The sequence below is a fragment of the Sorangium sp. So ce327 genome (assembly GCF_051530205.1).
GTDB classification, from domain to species: Bacteria; Myxococcota_A; Polyangia; order Polyangiales; family Polyangiaceae; genus Sorangium; species Sorangium cellulosum_B.
Genome location: NZ_CP150330.1, coordinates 12,276,086 through 12,302,365 on the forward strand (window position 1 = coordinate 12,276,086; position 26,280 = coordinate 12,302,365).

Below are 26,280 nucleotides of genomic sequence, written 5' to 3' on the forward strand. Positions count from 1 at the left end.
CGTGACGACCTAGGAGGCAGCGCGGTGAACGCCGAGCCCGGACGTCCCTCAGGCCGCCCCCCCGCGCGGTGGCTCGCCGCGCTCGCGCTCGCGCTGATCGCCTGCGGAGGCGCCCCCGGCCCGGGTCGGCCCGCGGCGTGGAACGCGGCGCCCGACGGGCAGCGGGGCGCCGCCTCGGGCACGCGGGCCGAGCGCTACTTCCCGCTCGTCGACGGGCACATCTACCACTACGCGACCCTGAGCGAGGGCGGCGAGCAGGGCCTCCTCGTCGCGCGCGTGCACCGCGCGGACGCGCGCCGCGGCGAGCTCCGGTTCCCCTCGGGCGTGAAGCGCTTCGAGTTCACCGGCGAGGGTGTCATCCGCGGCGACACGGGCGTCTTCGTGCTCAAGGAGCCGATCGCGCCCGGCACCACGTGGACCGGCGAGCACGGCGGCCGCGCGCGGATCGCCGCGGTCGACGTGGCGATCGAGGTGCCCGCGGGGCGGTTCACGGGGTGCGTGCAGACCGTGGAGGAGCGCCTCGGCGACAGGCCCGCGCGCTACGTGTCGACGTTCTGCCCGGACGTCGGCGTGGTGGTGATCGAGGCCGCGGGCGGGGCGAGCTACGAGCGGGCCGAGCTCAAGAGCTACGCGCCGCCCATCGACATGGGCCCCGACGGTGTGCGGCGCGCCCCGGCCGATCCGCCTCCCGGCGGCGCGAGCGCGCCCTGAGCGCGCCGCGCGCGCTCCGCGGTGGAGGGCGCCCGCGTGCGCCGCGCCACGCCGCGCGCGCTCGCCCGGCGGCGCATCCCGTTGCTTTTTGCGCAGACGCGCAATCCGTGCGACCCGTGCCAGGCCCTTCCGTTTCCTGGGGGGCGGGAAGTAGACTCCCGGCGCCGCTCGTGGCGCGGGCGCACCGCTTGCTGCGAACACGCCGCACGAACGCCGCTGGCGGCGCCTCTCGAATCACCAAGGACATGAATTACTGGGATTACATCCACGTCGAGGAGCTGCTCGCCCTCCAGGGTGGATTCGACGACGACGAGCAGAAGGTCGGCAACGACGAGGCCCTGTTCATCGTCGTCCACCAGATCTACGAGCTCTGGTTCAAGCTCATCCTCCGGGAGCTCACCTCGGCGCGCGAGCTCTTCCGCCAGAACCCGGTGCCCGATCAGAAGCTCGCCTCCGCGGCGCGCTCGTTCCGGCGGGTCGTCACCATCTTCGAGCAGGCGATCGAGCACTTCCGGGTCATGGAGACGCTCACGACCCGCGATTACCTCGATTTCCGCGATCGCCTCATCCCCGCGAGCGGCTTCCAGTCGGCGCAACTGCGCGAGATCGAGCTCGTGCTGGGCCTCGACGACGCGCTCCGGATCCCGCTCGGCCGGGAGGGCAGCTACAAGGAGGCGCTCAAGACCGCGGACGGCGCGCCCTCGGCGGCCACGCGCCGCGTGGAGGCGAGGCTCGCGAGCGGGCCGAGCCTCAAGCACTTCCTGGACGAGTGGCTCTCGCGGACGCCGATCGACGGATCGAGCGAGCCGGAAGGCGTCATGAGCTTCCTGCGCGGCTACACGCGCTCGATGCGCCAGGAGAACGAGCGCCGCGTCCAGATGGCGATCGACAAGGCGCTCACCCCGCCGGACGTCGAGCGGCTCCGCGCGCGCTACGAGGCGGAGAGCGCGGCCGCCGAGGCGTTCCTGCTCGCCGAGGACGATCCGGCGGCCGACGCGGCCACGCGCGAGAAGCGCCGGGCGGTCCGCGCGGCGATCGTCTTCATCGAGAGCTACCGCGAGCTGCCCCGGCTCGCGTGGCCGCGCGAGGTGCTCGACCGGATCCTGGAGATGGAGCAGGCCATGCTCATCTGGCGGCAGCGCCACGCGCGGATGGTCGAGCGGGTGATCGGCCGGCGCACCGGCACGGGCGGCTCCGCGGGCGTCGATTACCTCGACCAGACCGCGCTGCGCTACCGCGTCTTCGGCGATCTCTGGACGGTGCGCTCCCTGCTCTTGCGTAAGCCGAGCGTCCCTGAGCTCGAGCACGCATCGGATTACGGATTCCGTGTCGAGGATTCTCCGTGAAATCACTTCGCGATCACTTCTTGCGTCTTGATGCCCGTTCGCTCGGGTTGTTTCGCATCACCTTCGGGCTGGTCCTTATCGCCGACCTCTTCGGTCGGTGGCGATGGGTGCGGGACTTCTACTCGAACGAGGGCGTCCTCCCGAACCACAACCACCTCTTCAACCTCCGGGGCAAGCAGCAGGTCTTCAGCCTGTTCCACGCCATCTCGACGGAGGGAGAGGCCCACTTCGCCTTCTCGCTGGCGCTCATCGTCTACGCCCTGTTCCTCATCGGCCACAGGACGCGCGTCTTCCACGTGCTCTCGCTGCTCGTGCTGGTGAGCCTGACGTCGAGGAACGTCCTGCTCGAGAACGCCGGCAACTACGCGGCGATCGCGATCCTCGCGCTCACGGCGTTCCTGCCGTGCGGGAGCCGCTTCTCGCTCGACAGCCTCCGCGCCTCGCTCGCGCTGCGGGACGAGAAGCGCGACACGGAGCTGAACGACAGGTCGAGGGCCTCGGAGGCCGAGATCGCGGCCGAGCGCCTGCCCGGGTGGTCGCCGACGTCGCTCGCCGCGCTGGCCGTGCTTCTGCAGCTCGCCCTCATCTACCTCTGTACGGCGCTCCAGCAGCGGGGCGATGCGTGGCGCGACGGGACGGCGTTCTACTATGCGCTCCACGCCGAGCGCCTGGCGAGCGACGCGGGCATCTGGCTCCGCGACCTCCTGCCGCTCGGCACGCTGCGCGGGCTCACGTTCGGCACGTGGGCCATGCAGCTCGCGATCCCGGCGCTGCTCTTCGTCCCGGCGCTCTTCCGCTGGACGCGCGGGGTCGCGGCCGCGCTGATGGTCCTGCACGGGCTGATCCTCGGGGTCTTCTTCGATCTCGGGCTGTTCGGCTGGGCGCTCGCCGCCGCGGCGCCGATCGTGCTGCCCGGCGAGCTCTGGGACGCGTACGAGCGCTCCTGGAGCGAGGGGCGCGCGCGCACGCTCGTGTACGACGCCGACTGCGGCGTTTGCCTCCTCCTGGCGCGCCTGGTCAAGCGGCTCGATCTGCGCGAGCACCTGACGTTCCAGGGCAATGTGACGCTCGACGAGCTCTACGTCCGCAACCAGACGGGGGCCGAGGAGCGCGTGCCGATGCCGAAGGAGGTCACGCCGGAGCTCGTGGAGCGGACGGCGCTCGCGATCGACAGGAAGGGGCGCGTGTACACGCGGGGCGCCGCGGTGACCGAGGGGCTCCTCGCGTTGCCGCTCGGCTGGCTCGCCTGGCCGCTCAAGCTGCCGGGCGTCTCGCACCTCCTGAACGCGCTCTACGACGTCGTCGCGGCCCGCAGGCACCGCATCAGCGAGCTCCTCGGGCGGCAGGCGTGCGGGGTCCCGCTGCCCGACGAGGGCGGAGCGGACGGCGGCGACGCGGGCCTCGCTCCGGAAGTCCCTGCGCCGGCGGTGCGGACGGCGCGGCTCGCGCTGGGGTCGCTGCGGGAGGCGGCGGTGCTCGTGGTGCTCGCCGCGGTGGTGGCGCAGACGGCGAAGGAGAACCCGCTGCCCGGCGCGGCGGCCGTCCCGCAGGGGGCGGTGCTCGCGGGCGTGGCGTCGTGGCCGCGCATGCTGGCGAGGTGGAACGTGATGGCGCCCGAGCCGCCGCGGGCCAACGCGCTGATGGTGATCGACGGCCAGACGCGCGCGTCGGAGCCGATCGATCCGCTGACCGGGGAGGAGCCGCGGCTCCAGCCTGCGGGGCATTCCGGGGCGCGGCTCGGCCAGCTCTGGTCCGATTACCTCGATCGCATCCGGCGGCCGGAGTGGTCCGATTACCAGCGCGCCTTCCGCGACTACCTCGCGAAGGGCGGGCCTCAGGCGTCCGGCAAAGGGCGCGAGGCGTCGCTGTCGGGCTTCGATGCGTACTGGGTCTCGGCGCCGATCCCCGCGCCGGGCGAGCCCGCGCCGAGCAGCTTCGAGCGGGACAAGCTGTTCTCACACTCGCGAGGTGGCACGGGAAAGCTGGGCGAGCGGAGCCTACCCATCGCGCCGAGCGTCCTCCGGCACCACGGCAAGCCGAACTGAGGCGCTCGGATGGGTCGGCCTGACGAGGACCCGAGCGCCGCGGAACCCGACGCGGCGCTCGGAAGCGGTGAGGGCGCGCCGCCTGCGCCCGAGGGCCGGGCTCCAAAGCGTCCGGCCGAGGGGCGCCTCCGGCGCGTGGGGCGCTGGATCAAGGAGCGTTACTGCACCATCGACGTCCGCACGCTCGGCCTGTTCAGGCTGGTGCTCGGCTTCCTCCTCTCGGCCGACTGCGTGCGCCACTGGGCCGAGGCGAGCTGGATCTACAGCAACGACGGGGTGCTCACCAACCACTATCACCTCTTCCATCCGAGCAGCGGATACAACTTCAGCCTGTATCACGCGTTCTCGTCGACAGCAGAGGTCCACGTCGCGTTCGCGCTCTCGCTCTTCTGCTTCCTCTGCTACTTCGTCGGATGGAACACGCGGCTGTTCTCGATCCTGTCGTTCGTGCTCGTGGTGAGCAGGGACAACCGGATCGTCATGATCGAGAACGGCGGCTATGTCGTCGTGAACATCATCACCTGCTGGGCCATGTTCATGCCGACCGGCAGGCGCTTCTCCGTCGACGCGCTGATCCGCTCGTACCGCGAGCGGCGGGAGCGGACGGCCGCCGATCTCGCGGATCGGAGGCGCCCCGAGTGGGCCGAGCGGCCGTACGTCTCGGGGATCGTGCTCCTCGCGATCCTGAACCTGGCGACCATCTATTATTTCAACGTCGTCAACAAGTCGGGCCAGATCTGGCGTCGCGGCGAGACGGTGCATTACGTCTTGCACCTCGATCGCATGGTGACCGGGCTCGCCGTCCTCGCGCGGGAGCTCATCCCTTTCTGGGCGATGAAGGGGCTCACCTGGGGCGTGCTGGTGCTCGAGGCGCTGCTCATCACGTGGATCCTCTCGCCCTATGGCCGCCGCTTCACGCGGGCGCTCGCGATGGGGGGGATGTGGGCCCTGCACGGGACGTTCGGGGTGATGATGCGCCTCGGCCCGTTCTCGTGGTTCATGATCGCCTGGTCGTTCCTGCTGCCGACGGCGCAGCACTGGGACGCGCTCGCGCGCTGGTATCGCCGCCGCGCGGAGCCCCGGGTCGTCGTTTATGACGGCGATTCACCGCTCGCGTTCGCGCTCATGCGGTTCCTTGTCCGGCTCGATGCGCTGGAGCTGCTCCGGTTCGAGGAGGCGCGCGCTGTCCCGGCGGGCGGCGCGGAGGCGGCCGGGGGAGGGGAGCCCCGGCCGGAGCTCTTCGAGGTGCGCGACGGGAGCGACCCGGCGGATGGGCGGGTGTTCCGCGGTGCGGCGGCGCTGCGCGAGATCGTGCAGGCGCTCCCCGGAGGTCGCTTTGCCTGGCCGTTCGTCTGGGCGCTGGCCCTCGGCGCGCCGGGCGCGCTGCTCGGGGTCGCCTCGAGGCGGCGCGACGGGATCGCGCGGTATTTCGGGCTGGATCGGGCGCCGCGCGGGAAGGCAGCGTACGTGGCGGAGAGCCCGTCGCCGCTCGCGGAGCGCTTCGCCCGTGGAAAGACGATCGCGCGGGAGGCGCTTGTCGCGTACCTCGGGCTCTGCGCGGTGAGCCAGGCCATCAACGAGAACAAGAGCGTACCGGCGTTCCTCAAGCACACTCAGCCGAAGTTCGTGCAGGCGACGATCGTGTATCCGCGCATCCTCCAGGGGTGGGGGATGTTCGCGCCGAACCCGATCACGGAGGACGGGTCGATCAGCGTGGACGCGATCACGGTCGACGGCCGGCATGTGGATCCGTTCACCGGGCTCCCGCCGGATCTGAACCTCTCCGACGCGCGGGGGCTGGGGCTCGGGCAGATCCAGCAGGACTATTTCAACCGGATCCGGCTCGATCGGAACAAGGCATTTCGCAAGCCGGGCCTCCAGGACTACCTGCTCAGGTACCATGAGCGGACCGGGCGGCCGGAGGACGAGATCGTGGCGTACGACGTGTACTGGGTGCGAGATCAGTGCCCGAAGCCGGGGGAGCGCGCGCCGTACAAGAACGAGGCGATCCCGATCCTGTCGTATCGCAAGCCGGGGTATCGTCCGCGCCCGGGGCTGCCGGCGCTGCCGCCGCCGCTCAAGGAAGCGAGCGCGGAGAAGTAGGGTGGCGTGCAGGGGACACCCTGCATCGCCGTCTGGCGAGAGGGGCGGCGCGCTCGGCTGCTCCTGGGGTCCGGGGCGTTGGTTCAGGAGCCGGTCGTGGCGAGGAGCTCCTGGGCGTCGCTGATCACGGCGGCGCGGCGGATCCAGCGGTCCAGCTCGTCGATGTCGGTGCTCGCGAGGACGCGTTCCCGCACCTCGGCGGGGACCTCCAGCCCGCGGGCCTCGAGGAAGGCGAGCACGTCGCGCGCCTTGGTCTTCAGGGTGCCCTCGCGCATCCCTTCTTCTCGCCCCTTCGCCACGTAGCTGCGCGCGAACTCGCTCTGAAATTGGTAACCGCTCTTCATCATCGCCTCCAACTTCCGCCTCGCCGCTGCGTTCAGCGAGGATAGCACCAGATCCCCGTAGACGGCCCGGCGCTCCTCATCGAGCCCAGGCGCCGCCGCGAAGAACGCCTCGCCGATCGCCTCCGCCGCCTCGCTCTGTCCGTGCGCCATGGCCGAGAGCACGGCGACCTCGGGCGCCGCCTTCGCCTGCTCGGCGTCGGTGACGACCGGGACGCGCTGGGGCCCGAGCACCAGCGGCGTCAGCGTCCATCCGGGATGACCCGTATCGATCGGCCGCGCGCTCCACCGCGCCATCGCCGCGCCGATCGTCACGACCAGCAGCCGGGTCGGGCAGCGGTGCCGGGCGCGCGTCTGGGTGACGTACACCGGCCAGACGTAGGGCTTGTCCGGGTCCACGCCGAGCTGGACCTCGACGACGATGGCCATCGCGGGCCGCTGCTGCTCGCCGACCAGCAGCCCGACGACGACGTCCGCGCGGCGGTCGGAGGGCACGATCTCGGTGAAATCGGAGGACTCGACGCGCGCCTCCGTGAAGGTCGGGACCGGATGGCCGAGCGCGTCGTGCAGCATCTCGGCGGCGAGCGTCGGCCGGTTCTTGAACAGCTCCACCAAGGCTTCATGGGTCACAGAGGGCATGGAGTGGTCTCACGAGTGGTTGCAATCATGCTGGATATGCGTGGCGCGCCAGGCTCATGCGGTGGTCCCGCGTGGGCCGAGCGGCGTCCTCCCACTCATGAATTCCGGGCAGCTCCGTGAGGTCATCACGCCATGTGACCCGCGTGTGCGCCGGCGGTCATGGCACGCAGCTGAACGAGAGGGAGGGCGCTCGGGCGCACGAGCGGAATCAAGCCCTCGACGGTCGCCAACGCCGTACCGAGGCCTCGGACATGGCGTCCGGTGTGGCTCTTGCGTAGCTGGCCCTCCGATTCAGCTCCGGCTTGGACTCCCGGCGCCTTCACTCGGACGACATGGCAAGAGCGGTGTGTTTTCGTTCTGAAAAGCTACCGCCACTGTCGCCGGCGCTGAAGGCGGTGAAGGCGGAGAAGTAGGATGGTGCCCGGCCGGGCTGCCATCGCCTGCCAGGACAGAAGCAGCGCGCTTGTCCGCTCCTGGGGCGCTGTCAGGAGTCGGTCGTGGCGAGGAGCTCCCGGGCGTCGCCGATGGTCGCGGCACGGCGGATCCAGCGGTCCAGCTCGTCGAGGTCAGTGCTTGCGAGGACGCGTTCCCGCACCTCGGCGGGGACCTCCAGCCCCCGGGCCTCGAGGATGGCGAGCACGGCCTGCGCCTTGGCTTCGAGGCTTCCCTCCTGCCGACCTTTCGCTACGTAGCCGCGCGCGAATTCGCTCTGAAACTGGTAACCGCTCTTCATCATCGCCTCCAACTTCCGCCTCGCCGCTGCGTTCAGCGAGGATAGCACCAGATCCCCGTAGACGGCCCGGTGCTCCTCATCGAGCCCCTCCGCCGCCCCCGAAAAAAAGGCCACACCGATGGCTTCGGCCGCCTCGCTCTGTCCGTGCGCCATCGCGGAGAGCACGGCGACCTCGGGCGCCGCCTTCGCCTGCTCGGCGTCGGTGACGACCGGAACGCCCTGGGGCCCGAGCACCAGCGGCGTCAGCGTCCAGCCAGGGTGGCCGGTGTCGATCGGCCGCGCGCTCCAGCGCGCCATCGCCGCGTCGATCGTCACGACCAGCAGCCCGGTCGGGCAGCGGTGCCGTGCGCGCGTCTGGGTGACGTACACGGGCCAGACGTAGGGCTTGTCCGGGTCCACGCCGAGCTGGACCTCGACGACGATGGCCATGGCGGGCTGCTGCTGCTCGCCGACCAGGAGCACGACGACGACATCCGCCCGGCGATCGGAGGGCACGATCTCGGTGAAATCGGAGGACTCGACGCGCGCCTCCGTGAAGGTCGGGACCGGATGGCCGAGCGCGTCGTGCAGCATCTCGGCGGCCAGCGTCGGCCGGTTCTTGAAGAGCTCCACCAGGGCTTCATGGGTCACTGAGGGCATGGAGTGGTCTCACGAGTGGTTGCAATCATGCTGGATTTGGCGGCGCGCCAGGCTCATGCGGTGAAGCCCGCAGGGGCCGAGCAGCGCCCTCCCACTCATGAATTCCGGAGAGCTGCTCGGGGTCATCACGCCATGTGACCCGCGTCGCCCCCAACGGTCATGGCACGGGGCTGAACGAGAGGGGACGGCGCTCGGCGCACGAGCGGAATCAAGCCCTCGACGGTCGCCAACGCCGTACCGAGGCCTCGGACATGGCGTCCGGTGTGGCTCTTGCGTAGCTGGCCCTCCGATTCAGCTCCGGCTTGGACACCCGGCGCGCTCACTCGGACGACATGGCAAGAGCGGTGCGTTTTCGTTCTGAAAAGCGAGACGATCCCGATCGTGTCGTACCGGAAGCCCGGGTATCGCTCGCGTCCGTGGCTACCGCCACTGCCGCCGGCGCTGAAGGAGGCGAGGGCGGAGACGTAGGATGGTGTCCGGCCGGCCTGCCATCGCCTGCCAGGACAGAAGCAGCGCGCTTGTCCGCTCCTGGGGGGCTCTCAGGAGTCGGTCGTGGCGAGGAGCTCCCGGGCGTCGCCGATGAGCACGGCGCGGCGGATCCAGCGGTCCAGCTCGTCGAGGTCGGTGCTCGCGAGGACACGCTCTCGCACCTCGGCGGGGACCTCGAGCCCGCGGGCCTCGAGGAAGGCGAGCACCGCCTGCGCCTTGGCTTCGACGATCCCCTCCAGCCGCCCCTGCTCCCGGCCCTTCTCCACGCCTTTTGCCACGTAGCTGCGCGCGAACTCGCTCTGAAATTCGTAACCGCTCTTCATCATCGCCTCCAACTTCCGCCTCGCCGCTGCGTTCAGTGAGGATAGCACCAGATCCCCGTAGACGGCCCGGCGCTCCTCATCGAGCTCGTCAACAGCTCCACCAGAGCTTCACGGGTCACTGAGGGCATTGGTTGGTCTCACGAGTGGCTGCAATCATGCTGGATTTGCGCGGCGCACAAGGCTCATGCGGTCCATCCCGCAGGGGCCGAGCAGCGCCCTCCCACTCATGACTTCCGGGCAGCTCCGTGAGGTCATCACACCGTGTGACCCACGTGTGCGCCGACGGTCACGGCACGGGGCTGAACGCGAGGGCGCTCGGGCGCACGATCGGAATCAAGCCCTCGACGGTCGCCAACACCGCACCGATGCTTCGGAGATGGCGTCCGCTGCGGCGTTTGCGCAGCTGGACGTCCGATTCAGCTTCGCCCGCTCCTGGAGGCCGGGCGCCCTCAGGAGCCGGTCGTGGCGAGGAGGTCCCGGGCGTCGCTGATGATCACGGCACGACGGATCCAGCGGTCCAGCTCGTCGAGGTCGGTGCTCGCGAGGACGTGGGCCCTCACCTCGACGGGGACCTCGAGCCCGCGGGCCTCGAGGACGGCGAGCACGTCGTGCGCCTTGGCTTCGAGGATCCCTTCCTGCCGGCCCTTCGCCACGTAGCTGCGCGCGAATTCGCTCTGAAACTGGTAACCGCTCTTCATCATCGCCTCCAACCTCCGCCTCGCCGCTGCGTTCAGCGAGGATAGCACCAGATCCCCGTAGACGGCCCGGCGCTCCTCATCGAGCGCGGCCGCCGCCGCGAAGAATGCCTCGCCGATCGCCTCCGCCGCCTCGCTCTGTCCGTGCGCCATGGCCGAGAGCACGGCCACCTCGGGCGCCGCCTTTGCCTGCTCGGCGTCGGTGACGACCGGGACGCCCTGGGGCCCGAGCACCAGCGGCGTCAGCGTCCAGCCAGGGTGGCCCGTGTCGATCGGCCGCGCGCTCCACCGCGCCATCGCCGCGTTGATGGTCACGACCAGCAGCCGGGTCGGGCAGCGGTGCCGGGCGCGCGTCTGGGTGACGTACACGGGCCAGACGTAGGGCTTGTCCGTGTCCACCCCGAGCTGGACCTCGACCACGATCGCCATCGCGGGCTGCTGCTGCTCGCCGACCAGGAGCACGACGACGACATCGGCTCGGCGGTCGGAGGGCACGAGCTCGGTGAAATCGGAGGACTCGACGCGCGCCTCCGTGAAGGTCGGGACCGGATGGCCGAGCGCGTCGTGCAGCATCTCGGCGGCCAGCGTCGGGCGGTTCTTGAACAGCTCCACCAGGGCTTCATGCGTCACTGAGGGCATCGGAGAATCTCTCGAGTGGTTACAGTCATAATGGACTTGCGTGACGTGCCGGGCTCATGCGGTCGGTCCCACAGGAGTTGAGCAGCGTCCTCCCACTCATGAATTCCGGGTGGCGCCGTGAGGTCATCACGCCGTGTGACCCGCGGGTGCGGCGGCGGTCAGAGCACGGGGCTCCACGAGAGGGCTCTCGGGCAAACGAGCGGGATCAAGCCCTCGATGGGCGTCGACGCCGTTCCAAGGCCTCAAGCAGGGGGGCTCCGTGTTTCGTGCGCGGCTGGCCCTCCGAGTCAGCTCCGGGATCGATCCCCGGCGCCTCTACTCGGACGACATGGCGAGAGCCGTGGATTTTCGTTCCGAAAACCGAAGCGACTCCGAACCTGTCGTACCGGAAGCCCGGGTACCGTCACGTCCGGGGCCGCCGGCGTTACCTCTGGCGCTGAAGGAGCCGAGCGCGGAGAGGCAGCCTGGCGCATGGGCCACCTGCCGTCGCCTTCAGGCGACAGGAGCAGCGCGCTTGTCCGCTCCTGGGGCCAGGGCGTTCTCAGGAGTCGGTCGTGGCGAGGAGCTCCGTGGCGTCGCTGATCACGGCGGCGCGGCGGATCCAGCGGTCCAGCTCGTCGAGGTCGGTGCTTGCGAGGACGCGTTCCCGCACCTCGACGGAGACCTCCAGCCCGCGGGCCTCGAGGAAGGCGAGCACCGCCTGCGCCTTGGCTTCGACGATTCCCTCCTGCCGACCCTTCGCTACGTAGCCGCGCGCGAATTCGCTCTGAAATTCGTAACCGCTCTTCATCATCGCCTCCAACCTCCGCCTCGCCGCTGCGTTCAGCGAGGATGGCATCAGGTCCCCGTAGACGGCCCGGCGCTCCTCATCGAGCCCCTCCGCCGCCCCCGAAAAAAAGGCCGTGCCGATGGCTTCGGCCGCCTCGCTCTTTCCGTGCGCCATTGCGGAGAGCACGGCCACCTCGGGCGACGGTCGCCAACGCCGTACCGATGCCTCGGACATGGCGTCCGGTGTGGCTCTTGCGTAGCCGGCCCTCCGATTCAGCTCCGGCTTGGACTCCCGGCGCCTTCACTCGGACGACATGGCAAGAGCGGTGTGTTTTCGTTCTGAAAAGCGAGACGATCCCGATCCTGTCGTCCCAGACGCCGGGGTATCGGCCGCGCCCGGGGCTGATGGCGTTGCCGCCGGTGCTCGGGGAAGCGAGCGCGGAGAAGTCGGGAGGGTAGGGGGCACCCTGCATCGCCGCCTGGCGATAGGAGCAGCGCGCTCGGCTGCTCCTGGGGCCCGGGGCGTCGGTTCAGGAGCCGGTCGTGGCGAGGAGCTCCTGGGCGTCGCTGATTACGGCGGCGCGGCGGATCCAGCGGTCCAGCTCGTCGAGGTCGGTGCTCGCGAGGACGCGTTCCCGCACCTCGGCGGGGACCTCCAGCCCGCGGGCCTCGAGGAAGGCGAGCACGTCGTGCGCCTTGGCTTCGAGGATTCCCTCCTTCCGGCCTTCCTGCCGGCCCTTCGCTACGTAGCTGCGCGCGAATTCGCTCTGAAACTGGTATCCGGCCTTCATCATCGCCTCCAACTTCCGCCTCGCCGCTGCATTCAGCGAGGATAGCACCAGATCCCCGTAGACGGCCCGGCGCTCCTCATCGAGCCCGGCCGCCGCCGCGAAGAATGCCTCGCCGATCGCCTCCGCCGCCTCGCTCTGTCCGTGCGCCATGGCCGAGAGCACGGCCACCTCGGGCGCCGCCTTTGCCTGCTCGGCGTCGGTGACGACCGGGACGCCCTGGGGCCCGAGCACCAGCGGCGTCAGCGTCCAGCCAGGGTGGCCGGTGTCGATCGGCCGCGCGCTCCAGCGCGCCATCGCCGCGTCGATCGTCACGACCAGCAGCCCGGTTGGGCAGCGGTGCCGGGCGCGCGTCTGGGTGACATACACGGGCCAGACGTAGGGCTTGTCCGGGTCAACGCCGAGCTGGACCTCGACCACGATGGCCATCGCGGGCTGCTGCTGTTCGCCGACCAGCAGCACCACGACGACATCCGCGCGGCGGTCGGAGGGCACGATCTCGGTGAAATCGGAGGACTCGACGCGCGCCTCCGTGAAGGTCGGGACCGGATGGCCGAGCGCGTCATGCAGCATCTCGGCGGCCAGTGTCGGCCGGTTCTTGAACAGCTCCACCAGGGCTTCATGGGTCACAGAGGGCATGGAGTGGTCTCACGAGTGGTTGCAATCATGCTGGATTTGCGTGGCGCGCCAGGCTCATGCGGTTGAGCTTGCAGGAGCCGAGCAGCGTCGTCCCACTCATGAATTCCGGGGAGCGCCTTGAGGTCGTCACGCCATGTGACCCGAGGGGGCTCCCGACGGTCAGGGCACCGGCCGGCTGCACGTGAGGGCCCTCGGATACACGAGCGGAATCAAGCCATTGCCTGCGGGGCCCAGGGAGGCGAGCGCGGAGAGGTGGGCTGGCGCATGGGCCACCGCCTGGAGGGGTCATGGAACGGCAGATCGAAGGCGAGGCGACGTTGCCGCCGTTCGTGCAGAAGCTCATCGATCGCGGCAAGCTCGAGGGCCTCCGTGAGGGCGAGCTCAAGGGCATGCGTGGAGGCAAGCTCGAAGGGAGGCTCGAAGGCAAGAGGGACACCCTGCTTCGGTTGCTCGCGCGGGCCGGGATCGTGCTCAGCGAGAGCGAGAGAGCGCGCGTCCAGGCATGCACGGACATGGCGACCCTCGACCGCTGGATCGATAACGTCCTTGGGGCGACGACGGCCATCGAAGTGCTCTCGTGACCGTTGACGGATGCGGCCGATCGGACTGGCGATGAGATGGCTCGCCAGACCGATAGACTCGTGCTCGGTGCTGATCGAAGAAGGCGAGTAGGGGTCGAATCTACCCCTCTGCCTCACTGTGCTGGACCGGCGTTGGGCCTGGGACAGCGAGGCTCGATGAAGACCGCGCGGCGTCTGTCGTCGAGCCTGTCGACGAAGCGCCGCAGAACCGACCCCCGCCGCCGGGCGCTCAGGCTTCCGGGGCGCGGCCGCTCGTCCGGAGCGCCCTTGCCGTGCGTGCGAGGGGACGACGGCACGCCGGGGCCTCGGTCGCTTGCATTCCAGAGACGACGTTAAAATCGTCGTGCCAACGCGCGCCGCGGCCCCGGCGCGTGCCGTTGCCGGGCTGGCGATGCCGTTGATAAGGTTGGCTATCCATGACGCGCTTGCGCTTGCGGTCGGTCCTGTTGCGGTGCTGCCTTCTCGGCGCGTTGATCAGCGCCACGGGGCCCTCGCGCGGGGCGCCGCCGCCCGGGGGCTCGCCGCCGGCGGCCGCGGCGCTGCGCCAGCAGGCGCGGATCGCCTTCTTCGGGCGGCGGTGGGCGGACGCCGAGGCGCGCTTCGAGGCCGCCCTGGCGGCGCCCGACGCCGCCGGGATGACCGAGGCGCAGCTGGCCGAGGTCCTCGGGTATCTCGGGCTCTCCGAGCTGGAGCAGGGCAAGCACCGGGAGGCCGCCGAGCACCTGGGGGAGAGCCTCGAACACGGCGCCGCCCTGAAGGAGCCGCTCGTCCGCCGGTTCACGGCCGGGTTCAACAAGGCGCTGGAGCACGTCGGAAGGATCTACGTGGCTGCCGCCCCGCCCGACGCCGAGGTCCTCCTGGACGACGAGCCGATCGGCACGGGAGCCACGGTCCTCGAGCTGTTCGTCGATCCGGGGAAACACACGCTCCGGGCCCGCCTGCCGGGATACGAGGAGCTCTCTCATCGGGTCGAGATCGCCGGCGGGGCGACGGTCGGCGCGACGCTGACGCTCTCGCGCGTGGCCCCGCCGCCCCCGCCCGCCCCCGAGCCGAGCGCGGCGAAGCGCGGACCGGTCGCGCCGGCCGCGGCCCCGCCGGGGCCCTGGGCGTCGTGGCCGGGAACACTGCGGATCGCGGGGCTTGCCGTCACGACCGCCGCCATCTCCTCGGGGACTGTCTTCATGCTCCGGGCGAACGTCCTCGATGGAGACATCGATGAGCGCGGCGACGGCCTCAACCGCGATCCAGCATGGACCTCGGACGCGTGCAGCCAGGTGCCGCAGCCCTCCGCATGCCCCGAGCTCCACCGCTTGCGCGTCCAGCGCGACACGTCCCGCACCCTCGGGGCCGCCCTTGTCGCGACGGGGGTTGTCGTTGGCGCCGCGACCGTTGTGTCCTTCTTCGCGGGCTCCTCGTCCCCGCGAGCGAAGGCGGCGCCGGCCGCCCTCCATGTCTTGCCGGTGACGACGGCCCAGCAGATCGGCGTTGTGGCGCTCGGGGCGTGGTGAGTCCGCCACCCATGAAGGGGATCACCGTCGACGCGGCCGGCGGGGTATCCCCCGCGGACGCCCGCGACGATCCATCTCCGTGACAGCACGCAGCCCCGTAGCCCGGCAGGCTTTGCCGGTCACGTCATGTGGGTGCCAATGTGCAGATCTGGCAGTCGTCGCGCGCTCCGTCGTCGCGCGCTCCGTCGTCGCGCGCTCCGTCGTCGCGCGCTCCGTCGTCGCGCGCTCCGTCGTCGCGCGCTCCGTCGGCGCCAACGACTCCTGATCTCCTCCTTCATGCTTCATGTCGCAGAGGAGGCGCTGCTCGAAAGTTAACCATGTTGACAAACCATCGTTGAAAACGATAGAGGTCGTAGTGTTGTCCTGAACTTGAAATCGATTCACTTCCCCTCTGCCAAGGAGCTCCTCCCATGAGATCGAATCCGCTGCTGAACAAGCCCTGGAGCGCTCATCTCGGCTCGGCGCTGGCGCTGATCGTCGCTCCCCTGGCGCTGGGCTGCGTGAGCGAGATGGGCGATGAGGGCGACGGGACCCTGGACGAGCCCGTCGGGGAGGCCCAGGCGGCGATCGGCTGGTCGGGGCACAGCTGGGGATGCGGCGGGAGCTGCGATCTCAACCTGGGGACGGACGTCGACCGGACGTGCTTCCTCGCAGGCGTCTGGGGCAAGCTCGGGGCCAGCTCTCAGGCCGCGGTGCGCGTACAGCGGTCCGGCGGCGACTGGATCCTCGAGGTCGATGCCGCCAGCGGCCAGAACCTGGGCGCCAACGCCGTGTGCGTCAACACGGCAGAGAACAGGACGGGTCAATACACCTGGACCTGGGGACCGGGGGAGGGCCTGCCGACGAGCATGGGATTCGGCACGTCGTCACGGCGGTGCTTCCTCACGCAGGTGATCAGCAACGGCGCGTTCAGGTTCAACAACTGGATCACGGACTACGCGAGGGTGCGCAAGGATGCCTCGGGCGAATGGTTCCTCGAGGGCGTCAGCACCACGGGCGTGGATACCCCGGTGACGGCCACGGTGAAGGCCATCTGCGTCGACGTGCCGCAAAACTACGGTGCATGGCAGTGGCTCGCCGGCAACAACCATCGCATCGATCCTCTGGCGAGCAATTCGGTCGGCGGGGTGGCGTGCGGGATGACAGGGCTGGGCGGGCCCTTCACGTCGAACAACTGGACCGATGGCGCCTGGCTCGAGTACAATCCAACGACGCTCGACTGGGAGCAGCACACCGTCAACAACAAGACGGCCTGGTCTCAGTGCGTCCGGTGACCGGCACGGCGGCTTGACGGGTCGATGCCGTACAGGGCCAGGGCCCGTTCCGGCGCTCGGCGGCGCCGCCGCCTCCGCATGTGCGGTCGCCGGCGGGGGCGAGCGTGCCCCGCGCCTCCACGCCCACGCGGCGGCTCGGCGTCTTCACGGCACCTCTCGGACGCGCGCTGTGATGTAATGGGCCGTGTCCACCCCCGGGCAGCGGCTGCCCAGGGGGATAACCCGCGGTGAGCCCTTGAGCGCCTCTCCTCCCAAAGCGACGATCGCCGTCCTCGAGCGGAACCGCGTCGTCGGCCAGCGCATCGCCCGCGCGATGTCCGCGGCTTCCGGCCTGCAGGACGTCCCCGTCGCCAGCGATCCCGCCGAGCTGCGCGCCCGGCTGTCCGAGCGACCCCTCCTGCTCGGCTGCGACGCCGCCGATCTCGACCTCGCGCTCGAGTGGGTGGCCGAGCGATACCCGAGCATGCACCTGCTCGTGTGGACCTCGGGCAGCACCGACGCGATCCTCCACGCCGCCCTGAAGGAGCCCCGCCTCTCCAGCATCGTCGGCTGGCCGAGCTTCGCCTCCATGCCGCGGCCCTGGGAGATCGCCCTCGCCGTCCGCCGCATCCTCAAGCCGCTCGCCCTGCCGCCTCGGCTCTCCGACCTGCTCTCCTGGGGCGCCACCATCGTGAAATGGCGCCCCCGCACGAGCGACGACCGCGACCGCACCGTCGCCGAGGTCGCGCACTGGGCCGAGCGCTCCGGCGCCCCCGCGCGGGTCGCCGAGCGGATCGCCTCGCTCGCGCACGAGCTGCTCATGAACGCGATGTACGACGCGCCCGTCGACCGCCGCGGCCGGCCCCGCTACGCGCACGACAGGCGGCGCGACCTCGTGCTCGAGGAGAACGAGATCCCCACCCTGCGCCTCGGCACCGACGGCGCGTACCTCGCCCTCCAGGCCCACGATCCGTTCGGCGGCCTCCGGCGACACCACGTCTTCGAGGGCATCACCCGCGGCCTGAGCGCCCGCGGCGCCGACTCGACGAGCGCCCCCGTGCTCGACACGTCGCGCGGCGGCGCCGGGCTCGGCATGCTCAAGATCTACGCGGCCGGCGCCGTGCTCGTCGTCGACGTCTCGCCCATGGCCTCGACCATGGTCACGTCCTTCTGGGACCTCGACGTCAACCCGCGCGAGTTCCGCTCGCTCCCGGCGTCCCTCCACTTCTTCGAGCGCTCCACGCCCGCGATCGAGACGCTGGAGCGGACCGGGTGGTGACGCCCGCGCTCGCCGCGCGCGGCGCGAGAGGACGGCGAGCCGGCCGAGGCGGGCGCCATGGCTGAGATCGATCCGCTCCTCGCGCGGCAGCTCAGGCGCCTCGGGCTCGAGGACCTCGACGCGCCGCCCGACAAGGAGACCTGGCACAAGGTGGTCGCGCGCATCAGCGAGCACTACCGCCACGTCGCCGACGATCGGAGCCTGCTCACCCGCTCGCTTGACCTCTCCACGAACGAGATGGGCGCGCTGCACCGGCAGCTCCTGGCCGAGCGGGACCGCCTGCGCAGCGTCGTCGTGGCCATCGGGGACGCGCTGACGATCTTCCACGACGCCGCGAGCTCGCAAGTCGAGCCGTCGCGGCCGATCGAGGTCGGCTCGACGATCTCCACGGCCAAGCGGCGCTTCGCGTCGAAGCTCGGCGAGCTCTTCTCCCTGAGCGGCGCGGCGCCCGGCGGCGCGACCCAGGCCGCGCCTGGCAGCGCGACCCAGGACGCCGCAGGCGCGAGCGGCTCGGACGAGGCCATCAACGAGGTCCGCGTGCAGCTGGTCGCGCTCGGGGACCGGCTGGTGCAGCTGCTCCACGACACGGCGGAGAAGGCGTCGCTGAAGAAGCAGCTCGAGGTCGCGCGCGCCGTCCAGCAGATGCTCGTGCCGAGCGAGGACGTCATCGAGCGGCCCTCCCTGCGGCTCGCCAGCCACTTCCAGCCCGCGGCGGAGTGCGGCGGCGACTGGTGGACGTTCCACGATCTGCCGGACGGCAGGCTGCTCACCGTCGTCGGCGACGTGACAGGGCACGGCATCTCGTCCGCCATCATCACGGGGGCGGCGAAGGCCGCCTGCGACGTCGTGCGCACGTTCGCGCGCGAGGCGATCAGCCCGGCGCAGCTGCTGCGGGTCATGAACTGCTCGATCTTCGAGGCGGGGCAGCAGAAGTTCCTGATGACGTGCGCGGCGTGCATCTTCGACCCCGGCGCCGGCTCGATGACCCTCGCGAACGCCGGGCACCCGTTCCCCTACCTGGTCAGGAACAACGCGATCCGGCAGCTCGCCGCGCAGGGCGAGCCGCTCGGGGCGGCGAGCTCGGCCGAGTACACGTCGAGCACCATCGCCCTGGAGGGCGGCGACGCGCTCCTCTGGTTCACCGACGGCGTGACCGAGTGCGAGAACGAGTCGAGCGAGCAGTTCAGCGAGAAGCGGCTGCGATCGCTCTTCCAGAGCGTGGCCGCCTGCCCGCCCGAGGAGGCGAGGGACGCGATCGTCGAGGCGGTGTCGAGGTTCCGCGGCGAGCGCGCCCTCGACGACGACGTGACGCTCGTCGTGGCCCGCGTGTCGTGAGGATTTTGTAGAGGGCCAGGGGGTACGAGCGAGCTCGACCGCCGCATCATGGCGCCTGCCCCGTCACGTCCCGGCGCCCGCCGTCGCCCGCGTGCTGTAGCCTGAGAGCGCGGAGCTCCATGATCCTCGAGACCTTCCACTACGATCGGGACACCAAGAAGTGGTCCGTGCGGGTGCTGCCGGTGCTCGACAGCGAGCGGACGCTGGTGCTGGCGTTCGGGGCGCCGGAGCTCCTCGACGATCCCGGGGCGATCCGCGAGCTGCGGCGGGCGTACCCGCGGTCGCACGTGGTGGGGTGCTCGAGCGCGGGGGAGATCGCGGGCACGTCGGTGCGCGACGGGACGCTGACGGTGGCGGTCGCGCGGTTCGAGCGGACGACGCTGGCGACGGCGCAGGTGGAGGTGGCGAGCGCGTCCGCGTCGTTCGCCGCGGGGCAGGCGCTGGCGCGCAAGCTGGAGCGGCCGGGGCTGCGCGGGGTGCTCGTGCTGTCGGAGGGGCTCGGGGTGAACGGCAGCCAGCTCGTGCGCGGGCTGAACGCGGTGCTGCCGGAGTCGGTGGTGGTGACCGGGGGCCTGTCCGGGGACGGAACGCAGTTCAAGCGGACGTGGGTGTGCGCGGGGGACGTGGTGCGCAGCGGCCTCGTGGCCGCCGTGGGGCTGTACGGCGACCACGTGGTGATCCAGCACGGGTCGAAGGGGGGCTGGGACAAGTTCGGGCCGGAGCGCGTGGTGACCCGCTCGGAGGGCAACGTGCTCTACGAGGTCGACGGCCGCCCGGCGCTCTCGCTTTACAAGGAGTACCTCGGGGACAAGGCGGCGGAGCTGCCGGCGTCGGCGCTCCTGTTCCCGCTGGCGTTGCGCGCGACGGCGCAGGACGAGAAGGCGCTCGTGCGGACGGTGCTGGCGGTGGACCACGACGCGCAGTCGCTGACGTTCGCGGGGGACGTGCCGAGAGGGCACTTGGTGCAGCTGATGAAGGCGGACTTCGAGCGGCTGATCGGGGGCGCGGAGCAGGCGGCGAGGGCGGCGAGCGAGGCGGGAAGGGCGGGCGGGGACAGCGCGCTGGCGATCGCGATCAGCTGCGTGGGGCGCCGGATCGTGCTGGGCGACCGGACCGAGGAAGAGGTCGAGGCGGTGGCGGACGTGCTGCCGAAGGGCACGCAGGTGACAGGGTTCTACTCGTACGGGGAGATCTCGCCGTACGCGACCGGCCACTGCGACCTGCACAACCAGACCATGACCCTCACCGTCCTCTCCGAGGCGCCCACGCCGCTCGCCAGGAGCGAAGGCCCGCGGGAGCGAAGGCCGCGCGCCGCGAAGCGGGCGCCGGCCGTGGCGGCGCGCGTCGTCGCGCAGCCGGCCGGCGGGATGGCGGAGTTCGAGGAGCTCGAGATCGCGTCGGACTCGACCTTCACGTCCGAGACCGCCTTCGACGCGCCGGCGTCGGCGTCGGGCGCGACGCCCGGGCCGTCGCCGCTGTCCCCGGGGCCGGAGGGCGAGGAGCCGCGGCCGACCATCCGCGTGCCGCCGCCGAACGGCCGCAGGGCGTCGCGCCCGCACAGCGCCGAGCCCGCCTCGGGGCCGGTCTCGTCGGGGCACAGCCCCACCACCGTGGACCGGCCGCCGCCCGCCGCCTGGGCGCACCGCGCCGCGCCGACGCGGAGCGTGCCGCCCGCCGGCGCCGCCGGGCGCCTCGACAGCCTCGCGTTCGATCGGCGCACGATCGGCGACGTGCTCGTCGTCCGGCTCGCCGGGCGCATGACCGAGGCGTTCAAGGGGGCGGCGCTCGCGCGGGAGCTCGAGGGCAAGGTCCTGCTCGACCTCGCCGGCGTCGAGCGGATCACGTCGTTCGGCGTCCGCGAGTGGCTCCAGATGATCCACGCGGCCCAGCCGCGCCTCCGTGCCCTCTACCTCGCGCGCTGCTCCGAGCCGGTCATCAACCAGCTCAGCATGATCCGGCGGTTCGCCGGCAACGGGCGGGTCGTCTCGTTCTATGCCCCGTACTGCTGCGAGTCGTGCGGCGCCCAGTTCGAGCGCCTCGTCGACTGCGCCCACGACGCGGCCTCGCTCGCCGAGGGCAAGCCGCCCGACGCGGTGTGCCCCCGCTGCGAAGGCGCCGGCGCCTTCGACGACGACGCGGAGACGTATTTCGGGTTCGTCGCCCAGCACGGCGTCGGCGCGATCCCGAAGGAGGTGCGCGAGATCCTCCTCGAGCTCGAGCGGGCCGACGAGCCCGCCGTCGGCGACGTGGTGGAGAAGTCCGTCGAGGGGCGCGTCACCCGCTTCAAGGTGGGCAGCAAGCTGACCGCGACGATCCGCTGGAGCCGCATCATCGACGGCCTCGAGGGCCAGGTCGTCTTCGACCTGAGCAACGTCCCCTCCGTCACCGCCGACGGCGCGGCGCGCTTCGAGTCGGCGCTCCGAAAGCTCGACGGCGCCGTCGAGGCGATCCGCATCGAGGGCTGTCCCCGGCTGCTCGCCGAGCGCACGGCGGGCCCCTCGTGGCCCGAGCTCGCGCGGATCGAGTCCGCGGTCATCGAGGGCCGCTGCGCGTCCTGCAGCGCGACCCGGGCGGTGCTCGTCGAGGTCGATCGGCACGCCCCCCTGCTCCGCGGCGGCCAGGACCCGAGCGTCACCTGCAAGCGCTGCAACACGCCGCTCGCCTTCGACGGCTCTCGCTCGCTGCTCTACGTCCTCGGCGCCCACGCGGCGCGCGTCCCCTCGGTCCCGCCGCCGCCCGCCCTGCCTGCGGCGATCTCGCAGCAGCAGCCGGCCGCGGCGCCCGAGGCGCAGCAGCACGGCGCGGGCGCCGCAGCGCCGCAGCAGCGCGGCGCGGGCGGCAACGCGGCGTTCCTCGCGCTGCTCGGCGGGGTGGCGCTCGCGGCCGCCGGCTTCGCGGTGTGGCGCGGCGGCGTCGGCCCCGCCGCGGCGCCAGCGGCCTCGGCGCCCGCTGCTTCGGCAGCGCCCGCGGCCTCGGCGGCGCCAGCGGCCTCGGCCCCTGCGGCCTCGGCAGCACCCGCGGGCGAGGCGCGCGCGCCGGGGCCGCCCGCGAGCGGCCCCGGTACGGCGGGCTGGTCGGTCATGGACGACCTCCCGCCCGCGTGGGTGGAGCGGCCGTTCGTGATCGAGGGCGAGAGCGTGCTCGTCGTCGGGCGCGGCGGCCCCGCGGCCAGCGAGTCGGGCGCGCTCGCGGCGGCGCGCAACGGCGCGATCGAGCGCCTCACGTCCGGCCTCGCCGCCGAGCTCGCGGGCTCTCCCGCGGCCGAGCTCCTCGTCGCGCAGCCGCCGGCCGATGCCGGGGCGGCGCAGCGCGCGGAGGTCGTCGAGCGCATCGCCGGGCGCTTCCTCGCGCAGGCCGGCGCGTTCGCGACGCCCGAGCGCGTGGACGCCGTCGTGCGGCGGGAAGGCGACGGCGTGCTCGCCTTCGCGCGGTACAGGCTGTCCCGGCAGAGCTTCGACGCGGCCGCGGAGCTCTACCGCCAGACCGCCACGTTCCAGGGGCTCACCGTGGCGCGCTTCTTCCCGCAGCTCGAGGCGCGGGTACGCACCTCCGGCGAGCTCGTCGTCGTCGCGGCGGAGCGCCCGCGGCGCGGCGCGGATCCAGGGGTCGTCGCGGGGGACGTCGTGCTCTCGGTCAACGATCGCCCCGTCCATTCGGTCGAGATCTTCGGGAAGGCCGCGGCGGACGCGTGGGCGCGCGCGCCGGCCGGTGGTACGATGACCCTCCAGATCGAGTCGCGCGGTGAGCGCCGCAGCGTGAGCTTCGCGAAATCCCAGGCCGAAGGCCCTCGATGAGCACCATGACCGCCCGCCGCGCTCCTGGAGAAGTGACGCCGCCGGCCCGCGCGATGGAGGCGGTCGAATGACCGAGCGCCACGCCGCCGGCCCCATGAGCGCCGGCTCGCGCCACCCCACCACGCTCGGCAGGTACAGCCTGATCAAGAGGATCGGCATGGGCGGCATGGCCGAGATCTGGGTGGCCTCCGTCGCGGGCATCTCGGGCGTGAGGAAGATCTGCGTGGTCAAGCGCATCCTCCCGCACCTCGTCGACAGCCCCGAGTTCGTGCGGATGTTCCTCGACGAGGCGCGCATCGCCGCCACCCTCGACCACCCGAACCTCGTCCAGATGTACGACATCGAGGACGTCGACGGCGTGCCGGTCATCGCGATGGAGTACCTCCACGGCGAGGATCTCAGGACCGTCCGGAAGGCGCTCCGGTCGGCGAACCGGCGGATGCCGATCGAGCACGCGATCACCATCGCGGCGGGCGTCGCGGCCGGGCTCCACTACGCGCACGAGAAGGTCGGCTTCGACGGCAAGCCGCTCGACATCGTCCACCGCGACGTGTCGCCGCACAACGTGATCGTCACCTACGACGGGGCCGTGAAGATCCTCGACTTCGGGATCGCGAAGGCGGCGAACCGCGTCAACGAGACGCGCGACGGCGCGCTCAAGGGCAAGGTCCCGTACATGTCGCCCGAGCAGTGCACGAGCGAGCACCTCGATCGCCGGAGCGACATCTACTCGGTCGGCCTGCTGCTCTACGAGATGTCGACGGGGAGCCGGATGTTCCGGCGCGGCGCCACCGAGTTCGAGCTGATGCGGGCGATCGTGGAGGACCCCGTGCTGCCGCCGAGCGAGGTCTGCGCCGACTACCCGCCGGGGCTGGAGCGCATCCTGCTCAAGTGCCTGGAGCGGGATCGGGAGAAGCGGTACGCGACAGCGAGGGATCTCCAGATCGACCTCGAGGCGTTCGCCCGGGAGGAGCGGCTCGCCACCTCGGCGCTCGCCCTGTCGTCGTTCATGTCGGAGCTGTTCGGCCAGCGCGTGGAGGTGTGGCGGGGCTCGCTCGCCTCGGGGGCGGACCTCGAATCGCACATCGTCGAGAAGCAGGAGGCGAACCAGAACGAGGACTCCTTCGCGGGCGCGCTCGACGCCGTGGGCGCGGCGCCGCAGGCCGCCGAGACCGGCCGCCCCGGCGCGGTCGCCACGAAGCTGTCCGCGCCGCTCTTCGCGGCGTCGCGGCCCGACGCCGCGGGGGATCTGGACACGCCGCCGCGCTCCAGGAGGCTCCCCGCGCTGTCGCTCGCGGACGCCGGCCCCGGCGTGGAGGGCGCGGAGGGGGCGCACGGGCCCGGGCCGCGGGCCCTCACGGTGACCAAGCGGAGGCTGGGCAGCCTGCTGATCGTCTCGCTGTCGGGGCGGATGACCGAGGAGCTCCAGGGCCACGCGGTCGCGCGCGGCATCTCCGGCCGCGTGCTCTTCGATCTGGGCGGGGTGCAGCGGGTCACGTCGTTCGGCGTGCGCGAGTGGATGGCGATGCTGGCCGAGGTGTCGCGGAGCGCGTCCGAGATCTACATCGGCCGCTGCACCGAGCCGATCGTGAACCAGATCAGCATGATCCGCCGCTTCTTCGGGGACGGGCGCGTCGTGTCGTTCTACGGCCCGTACCGGTGCGAGCGCTGCGGCGCCGCCTTCGATCGGCTGTTCGACTGCGACAGGGACGCGCACCTCGTCAGGACGCACGAGCCGCCCGCGAGCCCCTGCCCGCGCTGCGGCGCGGCGGCGGTGTTCGACGACGACGCCGAGAGCTACTTCGCGTTCGCGGCGATCCACGCGGGGATCGATCTGCCGGAGGACGTGCGGGCCGCGCTCGACGAGCTCGCGCGGCTCGACGCGGGGACCCACGAGGCGATCGAGAAGACGGTCGACGAGCGCGGGACGCGCATCCGCGTGCGCTGCAAGCTCGACGCGCACGTCCGGTGGAAGCGCGCGCTCGACGGGATCGAGGGGGCGCTGGTGCTCGATCTCGCGGGCGCGGCGGGGGTGACGTCCGAGGGCGCGAGGGCGCTCGCGCTGTCGCTCCGCGCGCTGGGCGGCGAGGTGACGTCGATCCAGATCGAGGGCTGTCCCGTGGTGCTGCTCGAGCACCTCGCCGCCGAGAGCCCCCCGCTGCGAGCGGAGGTGGTCTCGGCGATCGTCGAGGGCACCTGCGAGCGGTGCAACGCGCCCCGGCAGACGCTGCTCGACGTGAAGGAGGCCGCGCACGCCGCCCGCGAGGACCGGGAGCCGTACGTGCCGTGCAAGCGGTGCAACGCGCCGCTCGCGTTCCCGTGGCTCCGGCCGGCGCTGAAGCGCCTCGGCGCCGCGCCGGAGCCGGCGCCCACGCTCGCCGGAGCGCCCGAGCCGGCGACGAAGCGCTCTGCCGCGGGGGGGCACGTGACGACGGCGGGGGCGGGCGCAGGGGCAGCGGCGCCCGCAGGCGCAGCGGCGCTGGCGGGGGCGGGCGCAGGGGCAGCGGCGCCCGCAGGCGCAGCGGCGCCGGCAGCGGCGCCCGCGGGCGTAGCGGCGCCGGCGGGGGCGTCTCCGCCGGCCACGGCCGTCTCGGCGGCCGGCGGCTCCAGCTCGCGCGGGGTGCTCGCGGCGTTCGCGGCGGGAGCGCTGCTCGTCCTCGCCGTGGCCTTCGCCTACCAGAGCCGGGGACGCCCGCGCACCGCCGCCGGGGCGGACCCGCCGCCCGCGCCGAGCTCGGGGTGGCGCGCGGCGCCGCCGGCCGAGGAGAGCCCTCCCTGGATGGACCGGCCGTTCACCGCCGAGGGCGACGCGATCTTCGTGGTCGGCGAGGGCTCGGGCCCCAGCCGGGAGGCGGCGCTCGCGGTCGCGCGCGCCGACGCGATCTCCCGGCTCGCGAGCAACGTCGTGCCGGCGCTCGCGGGGTCGCAGGCGTACGGCTTCATCCAGGCGCACGGCGGCGGCGCGCGCCGCGCCGGCATGGCGGAGGCCGAGGCGAGCCGCTACCTGAAGCAGGTCGGCGCGTTCGCCACCCCCGAGCGCGTCGACGCGCGCTTCCAGGAGCGCGACGGCGCGGTGGCGGCCGTCGCGCGCTACCGCATGCGCAAGGAGAGCTTCGACGCCGCCGTGCAGAGCTACCGGAGGACGGTCAGCGCGCTCGGGCTGACCGTGGCCCCCCTCTTCCCGCTGCTCGAAGGCGCCCTGAAGACGAGCGGAGACGCCGTCGTGGTCGCCGTGGAAGACCGCGGCCCCGCCGCGGCCGCGGGCGTCCGCGTCGGCGACGCGGTGGTCGCGATCAACGGCCGGCCGCTCGTCAGCTTTGAAGCGATGCGTCATGCGCTGCCGAGCGCACAGGAGGGCGCCACCCTCGAGCTCACGCTCGAGGCGGGCGGCGCGCGGCGGACGATCGCGATCAAGAGGCCGAGCGGGGCGCGGGAAGGGGGCTGAGCCAGGGCGGGCCGCGCCGTCGTGGCGCGCTCCCCGCGAGCGCCGCGGCGCGCGTGAGGGCGTCCGCGACATCACGCGGCGCCGGCGCGCGAACGTCGCGCCGGCCGGCTGAGGGCGCAGAGGGCGCAGAGGGCCAGGTGCGCGTCGCTTCCTCGGCATCGGCTGTCCGGCCGGCGATCGGCTGCGC

At 72.0% G+C, this 26,280-nt stretch carries 16 protein-coding genes and 1 pseudogene; 11 read left to right on the forward strand and 6 right to left on the reverse strand.

The genetic code is table 11. The features are described from left to right. Positions 1-24: 24 nt before the first annotated feature. The 4 genes from WME95_RS46040 (at position 25) to WME95_RS46055 (ending at position 6,205) form a co-directional block, all read left to right on the forward strand. On the forward strand, positions 25-711 hold the full coding sequence (locus WME95_RS46040; RefSeq protein WP_437905540.1) for a hypothetical protein: 687 nt from the start codon (positions 25-27) through the stop codon (positions 709-711). A gap of 233 nt (positions 712-944) precedes the next feature. Beyond that, positions 945-2,057: a tryptophan 2,3-dioxygenase family protein gene (locus WME95_RS46045; protein ID WP_437719656.1), complete on the forward strand. Its 1,113-nt coding sequence runs from the start codon at positions 945-947 to the stop codon at positions 2,055-2,057. Beyond that, positions 2,054-4,102, forward strand: a complete 2,049-nt coding sequence (locus WME95_RS46050; protein ID WP_437905541.1) for a DCC1-like thiol-disulfide oxidoreductase family protein — start codon at positions 2,054-2,056, stop codon at positions 4,100-4,102. The genes WME95_RS46045 and WME95_RS46050 overlap by 4 nt, the downstream gene beginning before the upstream one ends. Positions 4,103-4,111: 9 nt before the next feature. Next, a complete protein-coding gene (locus tag WME95_RS46055; RefSeq protein WP_437905542.1) occupies positions 4,112-6,205 on the forward strand; it encodes a hypothetical protein in 2,094 nt (697 codons plus the stop codon). An 83-nt stretch (positions 6,206-6,288) separates the two neighbouring features. Here the strand turns inward: WME95_RS46055 and WME95_RS46060 are convergent, their stop codons facing one another. The 6 genes and pseudogenes from WME95_RS46060 to WME95_RS46085 form a co-directional block, all read right to left on the reverse strand. After that, on the reverse strand, positions 6,289-7,185 hold the full coding sequence (locus WME95_RS46060) for a hypothetical protein (protein ID WP_437905543.1): 897 nt from the start codon (positions 7,183-7,185) through the stop codon (positions 6,289-6,291). Between the two features lie 484 nt (positions 7,186-7,669). Beyond that, positions 7,670-8,557 carry a hypothetical protein gene (locus WME95_RS46065; protein ID WP_437905544.1) on the reverse strand — a complete coding sequence of 296 codons (888 nt, stop codon included), beginning with the start codon at positions 8,555-8,557 and terminating at the stop codon, positions 7,670-7,672. Positions 8,558-9,096: 539 nt separating this feature from the next. After that, positions 9,097-9,453: pseudogene (locus WME95_RS46070) on the reverse strand (hypothetical protein); the annotation flags it as partial. 365 nt (positions 9,454-9,818) lie between these two features. Beyond that, entirely contained in the window at positions 9,819-10,703 is an 885-nt protein-coding gene (locus tag WME95_RS46075; protein WP_437905545.1) for a hypothetical protein, read from the reverse strand. A 541-nt stretch (positions 10,704-11,244) separates the two neighbouring features. After that, positions 11,245-11,706 carry a hypothetical protein gene (locus WME95_RS46080; RefSeq protein WP_437905546.1) on the reverse strand — a complete coding sequence of 154 codons (462 nt, stop codon included), beginning with the start codon at positions 11,704-11,706 and terminating at the stop codon, positions 11,245-11,247. Between the two features lie 295 nt (positions 11,707-12,001). Further along, positions 12,002-12,898 carry a hypothetical protein gene (locus tag WME95_RS46085; protein WP_437905547.1) on the reverse strand — a complete coding sequence of 299 codons (897 nt, stop codon included), beginning with the start codon at positions 12,896-12,898 and terminating at the stop codon, positions 12,002-12,004. A gap of 287 nt (positions 12,899-13,185) precedes the next feature. Between WME95_RS46085 and WME95_RS46090 the strand changes: the two genes are divergently transcribed. The 7 genes from WME95_RS46090 to WME95_RS46120 all read left to right on the forward strand — a co-directional run bounded on the left by WME95_RS46090 (position 13,186) and on the right by WME95_RS46120 (position 26,093). Beyond that, positions 13,186-13,479 carry a hypothetical protein gene (locus WME95_RS46090; protein WP_437905548.1) on the forward strand — a complete coding sequence of 98 codons (294 nt, stop codon included), beginning with the start codon at positions 13,186-13,188 and terminating at the stop codon, positions 13,477-13,479. A gap of 416 nt (positions 13,480-13,895) precedes the next feature. Continuing rightward, positions 13,896-14,987: a PEGA domain-containing protein gene (locus tag WME95_RS46095; protein ID WP_437905549.1), complete on the forward strand. Its 1,092-nt coding sequence runs from the start codon at positions 13,896-13,898 to the stop codon at positions 14,985-14,987. Positions 14,988-15,397: 410 nt separating this feature from the next. After that, positions 15,398-16,261, forward strand: coding sequence for a hypothetical protein (locus WME95_RS46100; protein WP_437905550.1), 864 nt, complete (start codon positions 15,398-15,400; stop codon positions 16,259-16,261). 235 nt (positions 16,262-16,496) lie between these two features. Next, positions 16,497-17,519, forward strand: a complete 1,023-nt coding sequence (locus WME95_RS46105; protein ID WP_437905551.1) for a hypothetical protein — start codon at positions 16,497-16,499, stop codon at positions 17,517-17,519. A 57-nt stretch (positions 17,520-17,576) separates the two neighbouring features. Then, complete coding sequence (locus WME95_RS46110; protein WP_437905552.1) at positions 17,577-18,854, forward strand: PP2C family protein-serine/threonine phosphatase; 1,278 nt, start codon at positions 17,577-17,579, stop codon at positions 18,852-18,854. 119 nt (positions 18,855-18,973) lie between these two features. Next, a complete protein-coding gene (locus tag WME95_RS46115; protein ID WP_437905553.1) occupies positions 18,974-22,648 on the forward strand; it encodes an FIST N-terminal domain-containing protein in 3,675 nt (1,224 codons plus the stop codon). 67 nt (positions 22,649-22,715) lie between these two features. Continuing rightward, entirely contained in the window at positions 22,716-26,093 is a 3,378-nt protein-coding gene (locus tag WME95_RS46120; protein WP_437905554.1) for a protein kinase domain-containing protein, read from the forward strand. Positions 26,094-26,280: the final 187 nt, after the last annotated feature.